This window comes from Flectobacillus sp. BAB-3569, assembly GCF_002270355.1.
In the GTDB taxonomy this organism is placed as follows: domain Bacteria; phylum Bacteroidota; class Bacteroidia; order Cytophagales; family Spirosomataceae; genus Flectobacillus; species Flectobacillus roseus.
Window position 1 is genome coordinate 49,113 of sequence record NZ_NJFZ01000032.1, and the last position, 21,268, is coordinate 70,380.

16 protein-coding genes are annotated in these 21,268 nt (G+C 38.5%); 6 read left to right on the forward strand and 10 right to left on the reverse strand.

Going from position 1 to position 21,268, the window contains the following annotated elements:
* Window positions 1-13 precede the first annotated feature (13 nt).
* From BWI92_RS23055 to BWI92_RS23065, 3 genes are all read left to right on the forward strand, one after another.
* The gene (locus BWI92_RS23055; RefSeq protein WP_141234892.1) at window positions 14-4,984 is read left to right on the forward strand and encodes a hypothetical protein; all 4,971 of its coding nucleotides are present in this window, start codon (window positions 14-16) and stop codon (window positions 4,982-4,984) included.
* On the forward strand, window positions 4,978-6,165 hold the full coding sequence (locus tag BWI92_RS23060) for a hypothetical protein (protein WP_095167259.1): 1,188 nt from the start codon (window positions 4,978-4,980) through the stop codon (window positions 6,163-6,165). Before BWI92_RS23055 ends, BWI92_RS23060 begins: the two co-directional genes overlap by 7 nt.
* 247 nt (window positions 6,166-6,412) lie before the next feature.
* Window positions 6,413-8,536: a fibronectin type III domain-containing protein gene (locus tag BWI92_RS23065; protein WP_095167261.1), complete on the forward strand. Its 2,124-nt coding sequence runs from the start codon at window positions 6,413-6,415 to the stop codon at window positions 8,534-8,536.
* A 131-nt stretch (window positions 8,537-8,667) separates the two neighbouring features.
* Here BWI92_RS23065 and BWI92_RS23070 read toward each other — a convergent pair whose 3' ends face one another.
* Complete coding sequence (locus BWI92_RS23070) at window positions 8,668-9,180, reverse strand: YdeI/OmpD-associated family protein (protein WP_095167262.1); 513 nt, start codon at window positions 9,178-9,180, stop codon at window positions 8,668-8,670.
* 343 nt (window positions 9,181-9,523) lie between these two features.
* On the opposite strand from BWI92_RS23070, the gene BWI92_RS23075 reads away from it, so the two are divergent.
* Window positions 9,524-10,060: a cupin domain-containing protein gene (locus BWI92_RS23075; protein ID WP_095167264.1), complete on the forward strand. Its 537-nt coding sequence runs from the start codon at window positions 9,524-9,526 to the stop codon at window positions 10,058-10,060.
* A 170-nt stretch (window positions 10,061-10,230) separates the two neighbouring features.
* Here the strand turns inward: BWI92_RS23075 and BWI92_RS23080 are convergent, their stop codons facing one another.
* Together BWI92_RS23080 and BWI92_RS23085 are read right to left on the reverse strand one after the other, a co-directional pair.
* On the reverse strand, window positions 10,231-10,863 hold the full coding sequence (locus tag BWI92_RS23080) for a hypothetical protein (RefSeq protein ID WP_095167266.1): 633 nt from the start codon (window positions 10,861-10,863) through the stop codon (window positions 10,231-10,233).
* A 68-nt stretch (window positions 10,864-10,931) separates the two neighbouring features.
* Window positions 10,932-12,284, reverse strand: a complete 1,353-nt coding sequence (locus BWI92_RS23085; RefSeq protein ID WP_095167268.1) for an alpha-L-fucosidase — start codon at window positions 12,282-12,284, stop codon at window positions 10,932-10,934.
* A gap of 260 nt (window positions 12,285-12,544) precedes the next feature.
* On the opposite strand from BWI92_RS23085, the gene BWI92_RS23090 reads away from it, so the two are divergent.
* Complete coding sequence (locus BWI92_RS23090) at window positions 12,545-13,549, forward strand: fatty acid desaturase (protein WP_095167270.1); 1,005 nt, start codon at window positions 12,545-12,547, stop codon at window positions 13,547-13,549.
* Between the two features lie 158 nt (window positions 13,550-13,707).
* Here the strand turns inward: BWI92_RS23090 and BWI92_RS23095 are convergent, their stop codons facing one another.
* A complete protein-coding gene (locus tag BWI92_RS23095) occupies window positions 13,708-14,853 on the reverse strand; it encodes a cysteine desulfurase family protein (protein ID WP_095167272.1) in 1,146 nt (381 codons plus the stop codon).
* 116 nt (window positions 14,854-14,969) lie between these two features.
* A complete protein-coding gene (locus tag BWI92_RS23100; protein ID WP_095167274.1) occupies window positions 14,970-15,476 on the reverse strand; it encodes a DUF937 domain-containing protein in 507 nt (168 codons plus the stop codon).
* A 100-nt stretch (window positions 15,477-15,576) separates the two neighbouring features.
* Between BWI92_RS23100 and BWI92_RS23105 the strand changes: the two genes are divergently transcribed.
* Window positions 15,577-16,014: a nuclease A inhibitor family protein gene (locus BWI92_RS23105; RefSeq protein ID WP_095167276.1), complete on the forward strand. Its 438-nt coding sequence runs from the start codon at window positions 15,577-15,579 to the stop codon at window positions 16,012-16,014.
* 46 nt (window positions 16,015-16,060) lie between these two features.
* Here BWI92_RS23105 and rplT read toward each other — a convergent pair whose 3' ends face one another.
* From rplT to BWI92_RS23130, 5 genes are all read right to left on the reverse strand, one after another.
* On the reverse strand, window positions 16,061-16,405 hold the full coding sequence (gene rplT / locus BWI92_RS23110; RefSeq protein WP_095167278.1) for a 50S ribosomal protein L20: 345 nt from the start codon (window positions 16,403-16,405) through the stop codon (window positions 16,061-16,063).
* A gap of 103 nt (window positions 16,406-16,508) precedes the next feature.
* Window positions 16,509-16,703, reverse strand: a complete 195-nt coding sequence (rpmI, locus tag BWI92_RS23115; RefSeq protein ID WP_095167280.1) for a 50S ribosomal protein L35 — start codon at window positions 16,701-16,703, stop codon at window positions 16,509-16,511.
* 256 nt (window positions 16,704-16,959) lie between these two features.
* Entirely contained in the window at window positions 16,960-17,520 is a 561-nt protein-coding gene (infC, locus tag BWI92_RS23120; protein WP_095167282.1) for a translation initiation factor IF-3, read from the reverse strand.
* A gap of 311 nt (window positions 17,521-17,831) precedes the next feature.
* The gene (thrS, locus tag BWI92_RS23125; protein ID WP_095167284.1) at window positions 17,832-19,775 is read right to left on the reverse strand and encodes a threonine--tRNA ligase; all 1,944 of its coding nucleotides are present in this window, start codon (window positions 19,773-19,775) and stop codon (window positions 17,832-17,834) included.
* Window positions 19,776-19,912: 137 nt separating this feature from the next.
* Window positions 19,913-21,112 (reverse strand): tetratricopeptide repeat protein, encoded by a 1,200-nt coding sequence (locus tag BWI92_RS23130; RefSeq protein WP_176464515.1) that lies wholly within the window; start codon window positions 21,110-21,112, stop codon window positions 19,913-19,915.
* Window positions 21,113-21,268: the final 156 nt, after the last annotated feature.

A 21,268-nucleotide genomic window follows, 5' to 3' on the forward strand; every position in this document is an offset into this window, starting at 1 on the left:
ATCATTCAACGCCATGAAAAAACTTTTTCTTTTTCTGAGCTTATTGATGGGAGTAGGGTTTGACTCTTTTTGTCAAACCCTTAGTGGAATCAACGTTCAAACGATTTTTCCCCCACCCTATAGCCCAAGACTCAAGGATTATGCACCCGACGGTGCAAACAATTCCTTGAGAGTGATTTTGACGAATACAACCCCCAATCCAGTAGACGTAAAGCTTTTGGGAGAAATAAAAGGACAAAACAACGGCGTGCGTGCCGTAACCAAAGATTCTTATCAGCCTTCCTCGCCGATAACACTCCCTGGCAATGGAGTGCCTGTGGAGGTGGAGATTTTTGGTTCGAGTCAAAACTTTTTTACTGAAAGTAACATCGACATTACGGGCATCGACCCCAAATCCTTGATTAGTGGTTTAATTCCTCAGGGCTTTTACGAATTCTGTATTAAGGTGGCGCCCTACAATCAGCGACCTGCGATATTGAACGGCAATGAACCCCGTGGATGTATTATGATACCCATCACGTATATCGAGCCACCGCGCCTGACTATGCCTGTATGTGACCCCGTTACACCAATTCAATCGACCAATCCACAAAATATCGTTTTTAACTGGACTCCTTGCGTAGGCAATATTGCTGGCGCACAGATTAACTATGATTTTTATCTTGTTAGAGTGCCAGAGGGACAAAATCCCAACGACGCCATTAATAATGCTATCAATAGAAATGTAGGAAATCCATATTCAGAGAAGGATTTGGTCGCTCCCAATCTCATTTTTGGTGCCAATTACCCCGAGCTCGCCAATGGACTATATGCTTGGATGGTGGTCGCGAAAGACGCTAACGAAAAAATCTTTTTACAAAATGATGGAAAAAGTGAAGTTTGCACGTTTAGAGTTGGTGCACAAGGCGAAATGTTAGCGGCAAACAGCAGTATTGTAAAGTGTAAAAATGCCAAATTTCCAGCCGATTTGATAGCTGTAAAACAGACTGACTTGACAGGCAAAACTATCAAAATAGGCAATTTTGACATGACGATTGACCAAGCAATAGATTCGCCAGATGGCTGGTCGGGGAACGGGCGAATTACTTGGAATTATGTTCCATTGAAAGTCAAGTTTTCCAAACTGAAAATTAATGCAGCCAATCAAGCTATTTCTGGTTTGGCAAATGGAAGCGATGAAGGTTTTCAAATGCCTGGCATTACTCCTCCCGATTTATCGACCTACAAAAATATAAGTGTAGACTACCTCAAAACCTACACCAATTTGCTAACCAGTAAACTTTGGAATGACCTTAAAGGACAAATGGCTGTTTCCCTGCCTATTGGCTATAGTACTGGCGCTGGTTTGATAGGTATTAATTATTTCACGATTGCACCAGACGGTGCTGAAATGGGAGCATTGTTAAATGTCAAAATGCCAGAGGATAATTCCTTTTTGTCGATGGCCGCCACCGAAATGTGTATGTTGCCCGACAAGCTTTTTCCCAAAAATGCAGTCCTTTATTTAGTCAAAGATTTTAAAGCTCCCTACACGCCAATCACGTTTAAGCAAAGCCACTATCCACAAAACGATGGTACGTATGCCATTCTCGACGAAGATTCGGTTCGTCATGTACACGTAGAGGCAGATTTGAATCTAGGGAAAAATGTGTTGGAATTGAATGACGACAATGGCAATACGCTACCCGGAGATGTGATTACGCAACTCAAATTTGATTTTAATAAATGGAATGACTGGGTTGCTACTGTCACTGTTCCAACATTTGGATTAAAAGATGCCGGAGGTATCTCGGTAAAAGGTTTAGATGCGTTTTATGACCATTCTGATTTTCGTAATCCTCCTAATTTTAACCCACCAGCCGAATACGATGGAGAAAGAGGGAATACCTTCAAAGGTTTGTACTTGCAACGAGTTGATGTACTATTGCCAAAATCACTAGGCGGCGGAGGCAATAATCGACTCAGCTTTGCGGCATCCAATATGGTTTTTGATAGCGACGGACTTACGGCACGTTTTACGCCTTCACGTTATCCATTGTTGGATTATACCACTGGCAAAATGGGAAAATTAGCCTTTTCGGTTGATTCTTTTGAGGTATTGATTGTCAAAAATGCCTTGATACGTGGCAATATGGTGGGTAAAATACAATTGCCTATTAGTTCGGATGTGCTAGATTATACTTGTAATCTTCGCAATGGTTTGGATTCGCTCAAAATCTTGGTGAAACCCAAACCACAAGGATACAACGTGCCAGTGTTTATGGCTAATATGAAAATAGCCCCCAACTCAGTTTTTGTGATAGGCTTGATAAAGGATAAAGACCCTGAGTTTTTATTTTCTCTCAATGGTACTTTAACCTTAGATTCAAAACCACCTCTGAATATGGTCGTGCCTGACCTGACTTTTGAGAATTTCTCTCTTTCAACTTTTAAAGCCTTGGGTGGCGACGAAATTGCTGGAAGTGGGATATATCTTCAAACAGGTGAATGGTATCTGGAAGGAGGACTCGCAGGGGAGCATGAAAAAGACCCAGCCAATAAGGATGTAAAAGGCGGTCCTCACGAGGATATAATCATGACTTCAGCTGTGGCTAATGGAGGTAAAGAATCAAAAATGGGAGGCTTTCCTATTCAATTGATTCCGCCAAAATTTGTGAAAAATAATATCGGCTTAGGCTTTGAATTTGGGGTAAAAGTCATGGTAGGTGGCGACGACGCCAGCTTGGCAAATGCCTCAGGTACTGTACAAGTATTGGGTAGATTAGATTTTATAAATGGAAAATTAACCCCTTCTTTCAAAGGAGTCTATCCTTCTCGATTTACGATTGATGGACAATTTGGGCCTGCTAATGTAAAAGGTGAACTGAAATTTTATTATGATGATGCAAAATATGGAACAGGCTTAAGTGGATGGGGAAAAGTGAAAATTCCGAATTTGGCAACGGTCGAATCTAATATCATTTTTGGAAATACCAATGACTACTATTACGGTTATATGGATGCTTCAGTGGTGGCAAACCCTGGCTTTGTATTAGTGCCACCACTTACCTTGACAGGTTTTGGTGGAGGCTTGTATTTTAACATGAAACAAGAAGGAACTGTAGATGCTAAAATTGCCAATAAGCCACTCTCAGATGCCGAAAAAATGGAGCTGAACAATGCCCCTGGAGTGACCAAGTCAGGGCTAGTGTATTCACCACAAAAAGGTGCTTGGGGACTCAAAGCTCGTGTGTATATGTCTGTGGCAGATGCCCGCTTATTGACCGCTTCGGTGGGGCTTGAAGCTGGTTTTGCTAATGGAGCATTGAACAATTTTAACGCTACGGGCTCTGTCAATATTATCAGTAAAGATGGCACTCCTGATGACCCAACAACTTTGGTGAAAGGCTCGGTCGCTTTCAATTATTTGGCGCCAGGTATTTATGATGTTAACGCAGATATTACGGCTGGCATCTTAGGAACCAATGTTCAAGTGCCTTTGCGTGTACATTTCGATCCACAAAATTGGCATATCAAATTGGGTGACCCTCTCGATACGCAAAAACGTATTGCTTTCAATATTTTGGACTTAAATCTTCCAGTGGTAAAAGCGCATTTGGGAGCCAAATTCTATATAGCAATGGGCAATGACTTAGGTGGTTTGCCAGAATTGCCTGCTGAGGTAAGTAACTTTATGGGTGGTGCCAACGCCGCTGCCGATCAGTATCGTAATGCTCAATATAGTAAGGTAGCCTCCAAAACGAATGTGAGTACCGACGAAGACGGACGAGTTACCTCTGTGCCAAAATTCTCTATTTTGGTAGGTGGACAACTACAAGGTAGCTTTGACGCTACGGTAGCTATTCTATCTGTAAATGCTTCTGCAATTTTAGGCTTTGATGCTGCCTTAGAATATGGAATCGAATGCGAACAAGGTGGACAAGCCTTGGGCTGGAATGGCTGGTATGCCAATGCTCAAATGTATGCTTACCTCAATGGAGGTGCCTATATTGATTTAGATTCTTGGTTTGCTGCAGGACGTTTCAAAATATGCGAAGTGACCGCTGGAGCAATACTCAAAGGAGGGATTCCTAATCCGATGTGGATGAGTGGAAGGGTAAAAGTTCAAGGAAATGTGTTGGGTTTAATCAAAATAAATACAGGTTTTGATTTGGCTTTTGGAGAACAATGTACGCCTACCAACAACAAGGATAATGGTTTGGATGGTATCGAAATCATTGGGGATATATCTCCTGCCAATGGAGAAAATGCGGTTGAAACCGATGCGCCAATTACTGTAACGTTCAACACAAGTATCGGACAAGATTATGAATTGGCCATGCCTGATAATACTGTTAAAACCTTCCGTTTTAAACTTAAGGAATACAAACTTACATATGAAGATAGCAAAAATGGCGGTCGTTTGACCACATTCGATGGCTTTCAAGCACCTGAATGGGTGAATGATAATCAACAATTGATTTTGTCGAAAAACAAACATTTTGCTTCAACTTCCAAACATAAGTTTAGTATTTCATTGGGTATCGAAGAAGTAGGAGGAAAGGGTGATAACGCTAATCGTTCAGAAGAAAAAACGGTAGAGTTTTCAACCTCCAAACAACCTGATTATATCAAGTTTAGCAACGTAAACTATACTTGGCCATTAGAAGGACAAAATTACTTCCTGAAAAATCAATTGCCACAAGGAGTCATCGAAGGGCAAATTCCTGATGAGGCCTTTCGCAGTGCTGTAGATGGTAGCGATTCAAAATTTAGTGCTTTGTTGTCAGGAAAATATATCTACAAGGCGGTATATATTCCGAAGGATGGTGGCGATACACTCACTACAGCAGTGTATTACGACAAACAAAATCAGGTGAAATTTGATATTCCGAACAATTTGCAAAATGATAAAACCTACCGTGTCGAAATCCGTAGAATTTATCAAAGTGCTGTAGGCTCAGCCATCAATCTTAATCAGCAACTTTTGGCTAGCGCATGGTAAAAGAAAAGGTTACGGTGGCTAAAGCCTCAGCATTTTTAAGAAGCCAAGAGGATTTTTTCTATATCAACAAAAATGCCTTGAATCGTTCAGCAACTTCGTCTTCTTCGATTCCGAAATCTAAGGTAATTTATGATATCGTTTTCAAAACTAGTAAGTACAGTACTATCAATGAAAAACTGTCAGCCGTAAATTTTGAAAGAGCCGAATATCGCAATACGAATAATGTCCAATCAGCGGATTATTTAGTCATGGATATAAAGCCAACTAATGGAACTGCCGAGAATTTTGACGATGCTGAGTTGTATGGTTATACTCGTAATGGTAAAAATCAGCCTGCCCTATTAAATGTGTCAAGTCCGATGAAAGCTGGTGTGGTAAGTTTTGATACCTATATTCAAAACGAAGTGTACACGCCTTTGGTGAATTTTGGAGCTAAACAAGTAGGTATCTATTACGGTGTTCAAGAACTAAGAAAAATCGTCGGTGTAGGCACGCCAGATTTAGCGGTAACTACCCAACGTCAGTCAATTCTAGGGCAAGTTGGATCTATTGGGTCGGTTAATTTGAATACCTCATTGAATGGATTACAAACTACTGTCAATCAGCCAGCTTCAAATCAACCTACGACTTCGGGTGGTGTGAAAGCAACGCTGGGTAATATCAGTATGATTAGCTCAGCGCTAAGAATGGACGATATTATTGGACCTTCATTGACTTTCTTCCCATTAGAAGACGAGCCTACCCGCATGTATTCTTTTGCCTTTAAAGTTGACCAAGTGGCGTATCATGACTTTTATGCAGTCAAGAATTTTGGAGAGAATATGGTTAAAACTCGTCAAGCACTGAATACAAGTTTAGGGAATTGGAAAAACGTTTCCTTAGGTTTTGGTTCTGTTTTCGCAAATATCAACGTGCAAGGAACAAGTCGAAGTTTGACGTTAAATATCTCCGCCTCTTCGATGGCTCGTAATTTTAGTAATGCCGATTTGGATGCGTATAATGGCTATCAATCATCGAGTTATTATACCTTCAAACCACGAACAGGTGGCACAACTGCTTACATTACATTGGATTACAAACCTTATGTAGATGCGCCAACTAATCGAGTAGAGAAGGCTTTTACTTTTGGTACAGCGGCATTTATACCATCACCAATCGTAGGCGGGTATTTTAAATTCTAAGTAAACTGGGACAAAGAAAGTGCAAGCCTAATGTCAAATAAGTAGGAAAACGTTATTAGTTAACAGTATATTGGTTATTTGAAGATGTTCATAATCAAAAGGTTACAGTCAAATTTTGCCTCTGATATACTATTAATTTAATCTTTCCTGCTACTTACTAAAATTTGATTTGAATTAAAGGTTTCTAATAATTCTCGCTGAATGCGCTCTTTGTCCCTTTTTTCGATATCCTTAAAAATCGTGAGTCATGAAAAAAAATCGTTATATACTCATGCTTTTGCTCCTTATTGGATTAAAAACACAGGCGCAAAAGTCTCTCAATCCCAAGCTACAGCTTCTTGTGCGCAATTACCAAGACTCGGTCGTATTGCGTTGGGCGCCTACCAGTGCTGCTCAGTGGCTTTTTGCTAGTCAAAAAGGCTTTCGTATTCAAAAAACAGTTATTTCAAAAGGCGCAAACCAAGGTGTAAGTACCCTTTTGACACCCAACAAAATTCTTCCTTTGACCTTTGAGGAGGTGAAATTGCGTTATTCCAAACAAGATAGTTATGTGGGTGCAGCCGTGCAGTCACTCTATAATCCCAAAGCAAGTACTACTTTTCAGCAGAGTGTGGGAGGTATTATCCAAAAAAGTAATGAGCAAAATAGTCGTTATGCCAGTGCGATGTTATCGGCCGACTATAGTGCCAATGCTGCTACCGTGCTTGGTTTGCGATGGGTCGATAAAGCACCCAAAAATCCAGAGGATATCATTATGTACAAAGTTTGGGTTGATGCAGATACTAAATCTAATACCAAAGTTGATACTGCTACGGTGGTGCTATTTGCGAATCAGTTTACCAAAGTTTACGCGCCTATCACAGCAGGCATTTTGCAAGGTGACTCACAAGTTACGCTTCGTTGGTATCGTATGAGCGTCGATGGTGAGTTTTCTGGTTATTTGATAGAAAGAAGTGAGGATGGAAAGAATTTTAAATCTATTACGAGCAATCCTTACATTCAAACTCCTGCAGATGAAAATATGCTCAAACAAGATTCTTTAACCTACAAAGGGATTAGCAATCCTAGTGCTCTGATTACCTATATCGATTCCAACTTGGTCAACTATCGCAAATACTACTATCGAATCGTTGGGATTGACCCATTTGGCGTATCTAGTCCAGTGTCGGATATTATGGTAGGTTCGCCAAAGGATTTTACACCACCTGCAAAACCTAAAAATGTTAAAATCAAAGTTGTAGATAACAAAGAAGTAAATATTACTTGGGAAAAAACTGGTAATACCAATGATCTCAAGGGTTATGTTGTTGCCAAAGGAGGTTCGGTGGCTGGACCATTTAATTTTGTCAAAAAAGAAGTTTTGTCTAGTCAAAGTCTCAGTTTTACCGACGCATCGCCTGAGCCGTATACAGGGCGATATTACGTAGTAGGAGCTGTAGATACCGCTGGTAATGTAAACTATGCAATGCCAGTGGTGGCAAATATCGAAGATAGAACAGCTCCAAAAGCTCCTAATACTCTCACAGCTTCGGCCACGCCTCAAGGGAAAGTAGTTGTTGACTGGCCTGCGAGTACCGAACCTGATGTGGCAATCTATAAGGTGTATCGGGCGTATCGTAAGGATGCCAAAAATTACACATTGCTTACGCCTTATGGGGTTCCCAATTCTGAGTACACAGATTCTATCCCAGACAAAACATTATTGAATAGACAGTTGTTCTATAAGATAGTTGCAGTTGATTTAAGTAATAATCACTCAGAATATTCGCCAGTAGTTATGGCAAAACTGCCAGATACAAATCCTCCTACGGCACCAGTTTTTGAACAAATTGTTGTTGAGAAAAACGGGATAAAACTATTGATTGTACCAAGTTCGAGCGAAGATGTTTCTTTTCATACATTATACAAAAAATCTTCGAAAGGAAGCTGGGAGGTGTTAAAACAATACAATGGTTTATTAACAACCTCTATTAGTTATGTAGACACAGACGTGAAAAATAACCAACGCTATGAGTATAAAGTGGAGGCAGAAGATTATAGTAAGCTCAAATCCAAATCAGAGTTTTCACAACCGATTTTGTATGTTGGTGAAAATGGCATTGCCAGCGTGGAAGGACTCAAAGTAAATTATGACCCCAATCAAAAAATTGTGACTTTAGATTGGACTTGCCGTTCAAACAACGTATCTCATTTTGTGATTTATCGTGCTGAAAATAAAGCAGCACTGAGTACGTGGCAGACGGTTGAAGCAAATAGATTTTCAGAAAAACTGGATAAGACTCCCAATACCTTAGATTATGCGGTAAAAGTCTATTTCAAGGATGGAACTAGCTACAAAATGAGTAATACAGTCAGTGTACAAGCAAAATAAGTATAAGAGGTTTTTCTGTGAATAATCTTCCTATTTGGCTTAACAGTACACCATTATTTTAGAAGAATTTTTACATACATGAGAGAATAAATACCCCATTCTTGTGGCCATCCAAGTTTGGGGATATTTTTTTAATCATGTTTTCCCAGAATACGTCTAAATTCCTCCTTGCCTACGGGCAACTTTTTTAAATTCTCAATCATCATCAGTGCTCTTTCAATTCTCAATTGTGGCGATTTTACCCCATCTGCATGATGAATGATATAGCGCTGCATACCTTTGGTCAGTCCCTGAAAACGTACATATCCTTCAGGATCAGTATCAAAAACAGCCTGAAGTTCTTCAGGAATCGTAGCGCCATATTCACTCTGGTCGGGTTCTAATTTTACCTCTACACTCGAACCTAGACTTAATCCTGCTTCTTTCATTCTTTTCGTGCTGAGGTTGATATATGCCCAGCCCTCTCCCAAAGCAACCAGACCTGCCTGCCAAGTAATATTTTTAATCGTACACAAAAATCGTATACCCATCTTTCCTCCTAAAGCTTGAACCACATCAGGCGGAACATTCAGATAGTATACTTTAAGTGGATTGTTACGTCCAACTTCACTCTGAAAATGAATGGTAGGGAATGTTGAATTCATAAAAAATAAAAGAATTTAGAAGACCATAGCTTGCAGTTCAAGCGGTAAAATTGATTTTTGTTAACAAAAAAGATAATTTATAAGCCGTATAATAATTAGACAAAACTTTGTTGATAAGTCTTTAATATTCAGTTATTTTTGAGTGCCTTAAAGTGAATTTCTTAGAGCAACCGCACATTGTTTTAAGAATCATAAATCTTCTCTAACTCCACGAATAATTGATTTAGTTACAACCTAACTAAAACAAAATGTCATAGCAAAAATAACCATTAATACTTTTTAATACCTCTATTAAGTCTGCTTTCGCCTAAGAGAGGAGTCTGATAGCTTAAACCTTAAAATTATGGTAAAAAAAGGCACAATTCTGGAAGATAGGAATGGGAATACCCTTGAGTTTATTGAGGTTAGTTCCGAAACTAATGGTAGCCATACTAAAATAAAAGTATGTTTACAACCCAATCAATTAGCACTAGCTTGTCATTGTCACGAGAAATCGGACGAAATCTATGAAATTTTAGAGGGAGAACTCACATACGAGATTAACCACAAAAAAATGCTTGCAAAGGCTGGCGAAACCATTATTTTACCCAAAGCACAAGCACATCGACATTACAATGATTCAGCCAATCCCGTGGTGATGTATTATACCATAACACCTTCTTACGACATAGAGCCACTGATTGAAACGATGATAACGATGTGGCAAAATGGCAAAATAAGAAACGGGAATGCTAACTTTTTGCAAAGTATGGTATGGGTAAACTACATGGAGAGTAAGATTTATTTTGAAGGTTTGTCTCAAAAAACACAAAACTTTTTAGCCTATATTTTAGCACCAATTGCTTCTGTTTTTGGATACAAAAAGTTTTATCACAATTAGATACTGGCAAAGGAGCAAAGGTAAAATTGTGAGAGTGGAAAGGTAGTTTTAGGAGAAATCATCCCTAATTGAATGAATTTTGATTGAGTGAATGAGTGATTATTTTAAAATTTGTGTTTAAACATAATCACTCAATCACTCAATGTTATTTAAACATAAATAACCTCCCTCTACTTATTCTCAATAACTACATTAAAAACGACGTCTCTTTCATCTTTAATGAGTCTTTTTACTCCTTTTATTTCCAAGCGTGCTCCACTAAACTCTTTTAATTCGAATAGGTCGGTGTGTGTGGCGCTATACGCATCTAAGTTTTCAATTGCCTTACTTTCCGACCATGTTTTCCCTCCATTGTAGGAGTACACATATCTTAGCTGTTTGAAGTTAGTCACTGTATTTCCTTTTGGTTCGGCTCGTTTTTCTCTTGGCGCATTATCAGTATTATTTTTTGACGAAACATCATCACTCATCTTAAATGGATTCGGATTGGCATGAACCACAGGTTTCGTCAAAAAAACAACATATAAGGTACCATTGGAAGTCTCAAGTAATTTAACTGGAGTTTGCGTATCTATGTTATAATCGCTCGCGACAACACTCGTAGAGATTTTGGTTTTTTTATTCAAAAGGTATTTTTTGATTTTTATCGATACCAAATCTGATTTATCCTTCTCGACTGTGGCGACAAAAAGTCCCCCTTTTTTATCTAAAAAAGTACCAGCTGTATTCAAAGACTGGCTTTGAACTTTATTCGAAAGCGATAAAGTTAAGAATAAGCAAAAAGAGGCAAAATATGTTTTCATGTCAGTACAAGTTAAAAAATAAGGTGTTTGAAATGGCTTTCAAACACCTTGATAACGAAGTCCTTATCTTATTCTTGTGCGGAGGCCTTATAAACCCCAAACTCTGCTAAGTATACCTTTGCCAAAGCATCTTTGATGGTCAATTTTACCTGTGTACTTTTAACAGTTGGAAATCTCAACAAGCGCTTATGACCGACTGTTGTACTTTCTGCTAGCTTTTGCCAAGTCTTACCATCCCAGAATTCTACCCAAAAAGACTTAATTCTTTGTCCTTCAGCAATATTTTCTTGAATAGAGATTCTATCAAACTCCTTTTCACCTTCCAGTTGTAAAATCAACGACTGATTGACATCTAAAACTTTACTGCTACTTAATTTTTTATCTATCAAAAACTTATGTTTTTTACTAACCAAATTATGGGAGAAAGTCTCATTCAAAATTTCTCTAAACTTTTTAATAGCATTCACATCAGTCGTTTCTAGTAAACCATCTCGGTTAGGAGGGATGTTTAACAGCAACAAACTATTTCTTCCGACCGATTGGTAATAAAGATTAACCAAGTTCTGCGGCGTTCTGACTTTAGTATTTTCTTTTTCATGCCAAAACCAACCCGGACGAATCGAAACGTCTGTTTCGGCAGGTATCCAGTCTGGCCCTTTTTCATCACCTGTATTCAAATAATGCTCATCGGCTTTTCCTGGGGCTTGTCCTGCATTATTTATAGTCGACCAGCAAGTTTCGCCAGCATTACCTTTTTCATTGCCAACCCAACGAACATCTGGGCCAGCATCCGAAAACATCACAGCCTTTGGCTGAAGCTCACGCACCATTTTCCAATAACCTTGGAAATCATATTCCATATTTTTGGCGTTTTCGCCTTTAGCACCATCAAACCAAACTTCTGCTATTTCACCATAGTTCGTCAAGAGTTCTCTCAACTGGTTTTTGTAATACGTATTGTAGGCGTCAGTGCCATAGGTTTTTTCATGTCTGTCCCAAGGAGAAAGATACACGCCAAATTTGATACCAACAGCTTTACAAGCTTCCGAAAGCTCTTTTACGATATCACCCTTCCCGTTTTTATAAGGACTGTTTTTGACAGAATGCTCGGTATATTTTGAAGGCCAAAGACAAAAGCCATCGTGATGCTTGGCGGTAATGATAGCAATTTTGAAACCTCCAGCTTTCAATGCTTTTGCCCATTGCATCGCATCTAACTTAGTAGGGTTGAAAATCGAAGGAGATTCATCGCCTTCTCCCCATTCTTTATCAGTATAGGTATTCACAGTAAAGTGCAAAAAGGCAGTAGTCTCTAATTGTTGCCAAGCCAATTGTCTAGCGGAAGGTTTGGGCAGTGTACCCGACACTTGCCCTTGAGCGGTACAAGCAGCTAAAAGTAATGGTAATATGTATTTCTTCATGGTTGAAAATTGAGGTAGGATAAAAGTATTTTTCTCGAAAGTCCTAATTCTTGTTAAAATACTCATGAATATTGGATAAAACACAAGAAGCTTGTCCTGATGGTGATTCATATCATTGTAAAAGGTACTAAAAAAGCATTAATTCGTAAACAAATTGATAAAACGCGAAGTTCGCTATATATTTGAAAGATTTTCGTCAGAAAATCCCCGAATCTTGAAATAGTCACATTAACAATAACAACTAAACAATTACCAAACTAATGGCATATCAACAAGATTTTACCTATGTTACGGGCACAGAACCACACCGTACTCGTACACGTGAAATTGTAAAAGCTCACCCAGAAGTAAAAAAACTTATTACCAAAAACCCCATGACTTTCGTTTGGATTCTAGGCTGTGTATCAATGCAAATTGGTATGGCTTACCTAGTAAAAGATCAAGCATGGTGGGTTATTTTGGCAGCTGCTTGGCTAATCGGTGCGTTTCCAACGCATACACTTTTTGTATGTATTCATGAGGCTGCACACAACTTGATTTTCAAAAAACCATCTTGGAATGTTTATGCAGGTATCGTTGCAAACTTTCCATCTTTGGCACCAACAGCTATTTCATTCAAAAATTATCACCTAAAACACCATGCATTTCAAGGTGTTCACGAGTTAGATGCAGACTTACCAGATCACTGGGAAGCAAAATTGATTAACAACTATTTCATAGGTAAAGCATTGTGGTTGTTATTATTTCCAATTTTCCAAGCTATTCGTACATTGCGTTGTTTGGAATTGGCGGTATTTGACCGTTGGGTAATCATGAATATCGTTTGCCAATTGGCATTTGATGCGATTATTGTGTATACAATGGGTTGGCCTGCATTAGGTTACATGGGTGCAAGTTTTATGTTCTCAGTAGGTTTACACCCACTAGGTGCTCGTTGGATTCAAGAACACTATTTAGTATTGGACAAAAACCAAGAAACATACAGCTACTACGGTGCATTGAATGGAATCAACATGAACGTAGGTTATCACAACGAACACCACGATATGCCATCAGTACCTTGGAACAACCTTCCAAAATTGAAAGCTACTGCTCCAGAGTTTTATGATAATTTGAAATATCATACTTCATTTACAAAGCTATTCTTTACTTTCTTGTTTAGTCAAGAAGTAGGTCTTTATTCACGTATTGTTCGTAAAGAAAGAGGTAAAGTTACTTTGGATGACAACTCAACACCAGATATTCAGTTGTTGCAAGGAAAGTAATAAATTGTATTATGTATCGAAAACCCTCGTTTAATCAAGTTAGACGAGGGTTTTTTGTTTGTTTGGGATGATATTTTAAACGAACAATTAAAATATTTTTCGCTAGTGCTGGATTCCTATCCAGCACTCTCTTTTTCTAAGGATTCTATCCTAAATCTTTACCTCATTTTTTCAATCACTTCCACTACATGATTGATCGCAAAATCAATTTCCTCTTCAGTGGTATATTTCCCTAAACTAAATCGAATAGAACTATACGCCAAGTCGTCGTTTATGCCCATAGCCTTGAGCACATGTGAGGGTAGGACAGAGGCTGAAGTACAGGCAGAACCAGAGGAAACGGCGATATTTTTGAGGTTTCCTAATAGCATTTCGCCATCTACTCCACCAAAAGCAATATTCGTAACATGCGCCAATCTTGGTGCATTTCCTCCATTTACAGAAGTATTTTCAAGTTTTGATAGGATGGATTGCTCTAATTTATATCTTAAAAAAGAAAGCTTTTCTTGATTGTTTTTCATCTCTAATCTAGCCAAATCGCAGGCTTTTCCTAGGCTAACTATGCCAGGTACATTAAGCGTTCCTGAGCGCATACCTCGTTCGTGTTTACCGCCATCCATTTGGGCGATGACCTGAAGTTTGGGATTATTTCGGTTGACATACAAGGCGCCAATTCCTTTGGCTCCATAGAGTTTGTGAGCCGATAAACTCAAAAGGTCGATAGGTGTATTTCGTAGATTGATGGGGAGTTTGCCAACAGCCTGAGTAGCGTCGGTATGAAAAAATATATTTCTTTCTCTGCAGATTTTTGCTATCTCCTCAATCGGAAAAATAACGCCTGTTTCGTTGTTGGCATACATCGCCGAAACCAATAAAGTATCGGCTTCGATTGCGTCAGTAATTTGTTCAGTCGTGATTAGACCGTCTGAATCAGGTAATAATACGGTGATCCTTGCTCCAAATTGCTCCAAATGCGTACACACATCGAGGATGGCTTTATGTTCGGTGGCAATAGTGATAATATGATTTTTCTCTTTGCCCAATGCTTCAAATACACCTTTAATCGCTAGATTATTTGACTCTGTTGCGCCGCTGGTAAAGACAATATCTTTTTCGCTTGCACCAAGTAGTTTAGCAACTTGCATACGTGCTATCGAAACGGCTTCTTCAGCTTGCCAGCCATACAAATGACTTCTTGAAGCAGCATTACCGAAGTTCTGAGTAAACCATGGTAACATTTCTGCTAAAACCCTCTCGTCGACAGGCGTTGTGGCGTTGTAATCCAAATAAACAGGTAATTTCACGATATAAAGAATTTGATAAATCTGCTTCAAAGATAAACATCCATCGGACTGAAACTAAAAAAGGTGTAAGAAAATCTTACACCTTCAAATATATAAATGGGTTCGGTATGATTTAATTACTTGAATAAGCCACCCAACATGCCACCGATACCTCCAGCGTTACCGCCTAGTAATTTACCTGCAATGTTAGATACATCATTCATGTCAAATTTACCATCGCTAAATGCGTTTGTAAAGTCTGACATGTTTAATGAGTTGTCATTTGGGTCATTAGTTTTCGAAATCACAGAACTAATTACACCCGGCAATACTTGACTCACGATTCCTGCTGCTGCACTATTTTCAAGTCCAAATTTTTGCATCAAACCTGTTACTGCTTGCTGAGTAATGTTTGCTACAATTGGGTTGGACATAAGATTTCCACCACTTGTATTTGCTTGTCCACCCAAAAGACCCATAACGCTAGCTAAACCACCGCCTTGTGCCTGCTGTTGCAGCCCGCCAGTAATGGCGCCAAGGATAGTTTGCATTGCATCATTGTTTTTTTCGTTAGGAATAGCGGGGTTATTAACGATTGCGTCTTGAGAATGGTCTTGGATTAGACCCATGAGTTGCTCTAACATCTTTATGGGGGTTTAAATTTGGTTTGTGTTGAGTACAATAATAGAAAGACTTTTTATAAATTCAACTAAATTATGATTAAAATCTATAAAAATCAGTGTTATGACAGAAACAGCTATCAATTTGTCACAAGAAGATCCAAATTTATCTTTAGGAGAACAGATAACAGCCTTAGTAGCTGACCTTTATTACCCCAGTGAATCTGATGAAAAGATTGAATTCTTAGATGCTCCATTTGCTATAGAGGGTACTCCAGATGTGGCATCTCTTAAAATGTTTCTAGGAATTCCGCCCGAAGTAACTACTTCAGAATGGGATGTAGAAACATTTTTTAAACCTTTATTGAAAAAAGAAGATTGGGTTGGCGTAGAAGAATTAGGGTGGCTAAAATCTGCGGAGGATTTACATGCTCTATTAACAGCCAACTTGACAGATATAAAAATTTACAGAATAGGAAGTATAGAAATTGACGTGTATTTGTTGGGAAAGCCTACAGAAGGAAATTGTGTGGGAGTAAAAACAAAGGTGATTGAAACGTAGGAAAACAAAAAAGCCGAACTTCCTTAGAGGTTCGGCTTTTAATGTGCTATTTTACTTTAGCTACTACAGCTTTGAACGCCTCTGGGTGGTTCATTGCTAAGTCAGCCAATACTTTTCTATTTAATTCGATACCAGATTTGCTTACTTTACCCATGAATGCTGAGTAAGAAAGACCTTCTTGACGTGCAGCAGCATTGATACGTTGAATCCACAATGAGCGGAAATCTCTTTTCTTAACCTTACGGTCACGGTAAGCATATTGAAGACCTTTCTCGATCTTGTTTTTTGCTACTGTCCAAACGTTTTTACCTCTTCCGTAGAAACCTTTGGCTAATTTAAGCACTTTTTTACGTCTTGCTCTTGACGCTACGTGATTGACGCTACGTGGCATAATCTTGCTTGTTTTTTGAAATTTGGCGTTTCGTTGAAGAAATCTTTAAGGCCAATTTTCTGGTTGAACAATAACTAAATGGAAATTAGATTTCCGAAAAAAATTACAATACTAACATGGCTGTAACTCTGTTCATATCTGAAGCAGATACTAATGTATCATGAACCAAGTTACGCTTACGTTTAGTAGATTTTTTTGTTAAAATGTGGCTATGGAAAGCGTGCTTACGCTTAATTTTGCCTGATCCAGTCACTTTGAAGCGTTTTTTCGCTCCTGACTTAGTTTTAATTTTTGGCATTTCTGTTAAACGTTTAAATTGTGAAAAGTAATTGCCTCAACATTTCTGTCTCAGCTTGGTAAAATAGTCCGCAAAGATACAAAAAAGTTTGTAATTATTTGCGTTAATAATTAATTTTTAAGAAATAAAAAAGCCATTAATGCTGAGAACAGTCATTAATGGCTTTTGATTATCAGGATTTTACCTGAAATATACGTATAAACCTCTAGGAGTCTAATAGATTGTCATATTCAGACGGGAAGTCTGGAACAGAGCACTATTTCTTCACAACTTTTGGAGAGAAGATAATAGACATTCTTTTTCCTTCCAATCTTGGCATTTCATCTGGTTTCCCAACCTCTTCCAAACCTTTTGCAAAGTTAAGCAAAAGCATTTCTCCTCTTTCTTTAAATACGATAGCACGACCAACGAAGTGTACATAAGCTTTTACTTTTGCACCTTCTTTCAAGAAGCTGATAGCGTGTTTCAATTTAAAATTAAAGTCGTGTTCATCCGTGTTAGGACCGAAACGAATTTCCTTTACAACTGTTTTAGCTGCATTGGCTTTAATTTCTTTTTGTTTTTTCTTCTGTTCGTATTTAAACTTTGCGTAATCAATAACACGACATACTGGTGGAACTGCTTTTGGCGAAATCTCTACCAAGTCTAACCCTTGTTGACTCGCAATTTCTAACGCTTGTTTGAACTCAACAATGCCTTGTTCAACGTTTTCACCTACAAGACGAACCTGTTGAACGCCACGGATAGCATTATTAATTCTGTAAGGTTCCTCTTCTCTTTTTGTCCCTTTGTAATTATTATTCGGGCGTAACGCCATATTGTAAAAGTTATTAGTTTTAAATTATATAAAATCAGATTGAGCTAGAAGTTCAAAAACTGTTTAAATTAATAACTATAATACTCCTAAAAATGTTCCAGCACAAAGTCTATTTACAGATTTTCGTGATTATTAGATAGTTATCAATTTATCTTTCCGAAATCTAAATCAAAAAAAATGAAATGCAAATTTCCGCGTCTGTGAAGCCACAAATTTATTTTTCGTTGCTATTCTATCCTTAATCTGTAGCATTTGATGAATGATAGGAGTTTTAACTTATCATTCACCAAATGCCACAGATATTGGGTTGCTTAGCTAATGCGCGCCAAATTCTTGTTGATTTCTTCTTGAGCCAATTGAATAAACTCTTCGATTGTCATCATTCCTAAATCGCCTTCTCCTTTTTTACGCACTGAAACTTTTCCTTCAGCAGATTCTTTTTCACCCACAATAAGCATGAATGGAATTTTTGAAACTTCCGCATCACGGATTTTTCTACCAATTTTTTCATCTCTGTGGTCGATATATCCACGCAAATCTTGTTCTTGTAATCTTACGAATAAGTCATTTGCGTAATCTTCGTATTTCTCAGAAATCGGTAATACCGCCAATTGGTCTGGTGACAACCACAATGGGAAGTTACCCGCAGTGTTTTCAATCAAAATAGCCACAAAACGCTCTAATGAACCAAATGGCGCACGGTGAATCATTACTGGGCGGTGTTTTTGGTTGTCTGAACCTGTGTATTCTAACTCAAAACGTTGTGGCAATTGGTAATCTACTTGGATTGTCCCCAATTGCCATTTACGACCAAGAGCATCTTTCACCATAAAGTCGAGTTTAGGACCATAGAATGCTGCCTCGCCTAATTCTACTACCGTTGGCAATCCTTTAATTTCTGCCGAACGAATAATAGCTGCTTCTGCTCTTTCCCAGTCTTCATCTCTACCAATGTATTTTTCTTTGTTTTCAGGGTCACGAAGTGATACTTGTGCTGAATAGTTTTCAAAACCTAAAGCTTTGAAAACATACAATACCAAGTCAATTACTTTCATGAACTCTTCTTCCACTTGGTCTGGACGACAGAAGATGTGTGCATCATCCTGAGTAAATCCTCTTACACGAGTTAAACCATGTAATTCACCAGATTGTTCGTAACGATATACAGTTCCGAATTCCGCCAAACGCAATGGAAGTTCACGATAACTACGAGGTTTTACTTTGTAAATTTCGCAGTGGTGAGGGCAGTTCATTGGTTTCAAGAAAAATTCTTCATCTTCGTCTGGAGTACGAATTGGTTGGAATGAATCTTGACCATATTTAGCGTAGTGCCCTGAGGTTACATATAATTCTTTGGAAGCGATATGAGGCGTCACTACAGGAGAGTATCCCGCACGAACCTGTGCTTTGCGAAGGAACCCTTCCAAGCGCTCACGCAACATGGTTCCTTTTGGTAACCAAAGTGGTAAGCCCATACCTACTTTCTCAGAGAAAGCAAACAATTCTAGTTCTTTACCTAATTTACGGTGGTCACGACGTTTGGCCTCTTCCAACAAATGTAGGTATTCGTCTAATTCCTTTTGTTTCGGGAATGTAACAGCATATACACGAGTCATTTGTTTGCGACTCACGTCTCCACGCCAGTAAGCACCCGCCACACTCATTAATTTTATAGCTTTGATAAAGCCTGTATTAGGAATGTGTGGTCCACGACATAAGTCCGTAAAGTTACCTTGAGAATAGAAAGTAATCGAACCATCTTCAAGACCATCGATTAATTCTAATTTATATTCGTCGCCTTTTTCAGTGAAGTATTCAATCGCCTCAGCCTTTGAGATAGGAGTGCGTTGATATTCATTTTTTTGACGAGCTAATTCTACCATTTTGTCTTCAATCTTCTTGAAGTCTTCTGAGCTTAAGGTTTTATCACCCATGTCGATATCGTAGTAGAAACCTGTTTCAATAGCAGGACCAATACCGAATTTCGTTCCAGGGTATAAAGCTTCAATAGCCTCGGCCATCAAGTGGGCAGAAGAGTGCCAGAAAGTCTGTTTGCCATCTGTATCGTTCCACGTAAGTAGCTGAAAATCTGAATCTTGATTGATAGGTAATGATGCATCAACTACCTTTCCATTTACTTTCGCTGCCAATACATTTCTGGCTAAACCTTCTGAAATACTGAGGGCAATGTCCATCCCAGTGACTCCCTGGGCATACTCTCTAACACTACCATCGGGTAACGTGATTTTAATCATTTGATTGTTTTAGTTTCGGCCTGTATTCTATCTTTCCTTGTTAGAAAATTATACAAACAATTTCTTCGAAGGTATAGCCATTACAGGCGTTGGTTTTTGTTTTTATGAATTAAAATGTAAAGACTATTCAAAGATAATTAATTCTTTCGAGAAGAATCGGGTTTTAAGTTTAATCTTGACTTAGGTTGTAATGGTCTAAACGTCGTATCAACATTCTTTCTTGGAATATCGTATTGAGTCAAACCACTCGTATCAGTCGATGAGCCAAAGTTGTCTGGAATATATGAACCATAGTCTTGTTTACGCTTGGCACGATAGAGCCCGCCTGTAGCACGGTAATCTGATGGATTTTCGGCAATAATTTGCTCGTAAGTGAGGATTGCCGAGGCAAAATCACCAGTAAACTCCTGACAAATCGCTAAAAAAAGCTTCGCATCAGGATACTTGGGGTTAATCTTGACTGTATGGGCAAACTGCGGTAAAGCAAAACGGTAATTTCTAATTTTGAAATACAACATTCCTGCACTAAAACTAGCCTGTGTTAGTGACGAATCTAACTTTACAGCTTTGGTATAACTCGCCAGTGCGCTATCGGTTTGATAGGCACGTTGATAGGTAACCCCCTTTTTATAGTACAATTCCGCATTTTTAGGATGTTGCTTTATTCCTTCATCACTGTAAAACAAGGCTAAATCATACTGACGTAAAGCCGTGTAAACTTCAGCAAACTTAAGATACAGTGGCAAAAACGTTGGTTTGAGATTAAGGGTTTGATGAAAATATTGTAGCGCTGTCGTGGTATCACCTTGTCTAGCAGCAATTTCACCCTTGAAGAAATAGGTCTCACCATGATTTGGTGAAATCTGTAAGGACTTGTTTAAGTATAATTTTGCTTTAGCGAATTGCCCAATTTGTTGATACAAATCTCCCAAAAGTGTAAATAACTCTGGCGACTCAACGTTGAGAACTTCGGCCTTAGAGGCAGCCTCAAGAGCTTGTTGGGGCTCTTTAAGTTCTCTTAAGATGAGGGCTTTTGTTTGGTAAAAATGACCATTGTTGGCTTTTATGCCAATAGCAGTATTGATATCCTCTAAAGCCTCTTTGGGTCTTTCGTCTTCAAGGTACAATTTGGCTCTTTTGTAATAAATTTCAGAAGAACTAGAAGACGAATTTATCAAATCGGTTAAGAATTCAATTGCGGCAGCTCTGCGCGCTTTTTCGGTAACTTCAGGAACGGCAGGTATAGAAAGCCCTTTCTTTGATTCGCTATTACAGCTGACCAAAAAAAGCCCTATTCCCAACAAGAATATATAGTAGAAAAAAAGTCTTTTCATCATTCTCGAAATTACAGCATTTTCGATGAGAATAATTGCTGTATTAAAAAACATTTAAAAGTTCCCGAAACAAACAAAAATTATTGTTTGAAAATATAAATAACAATATATTTGCTCTCAGTAAAACCTTAACTAATCACTGATTTTGTTGTTATGAAA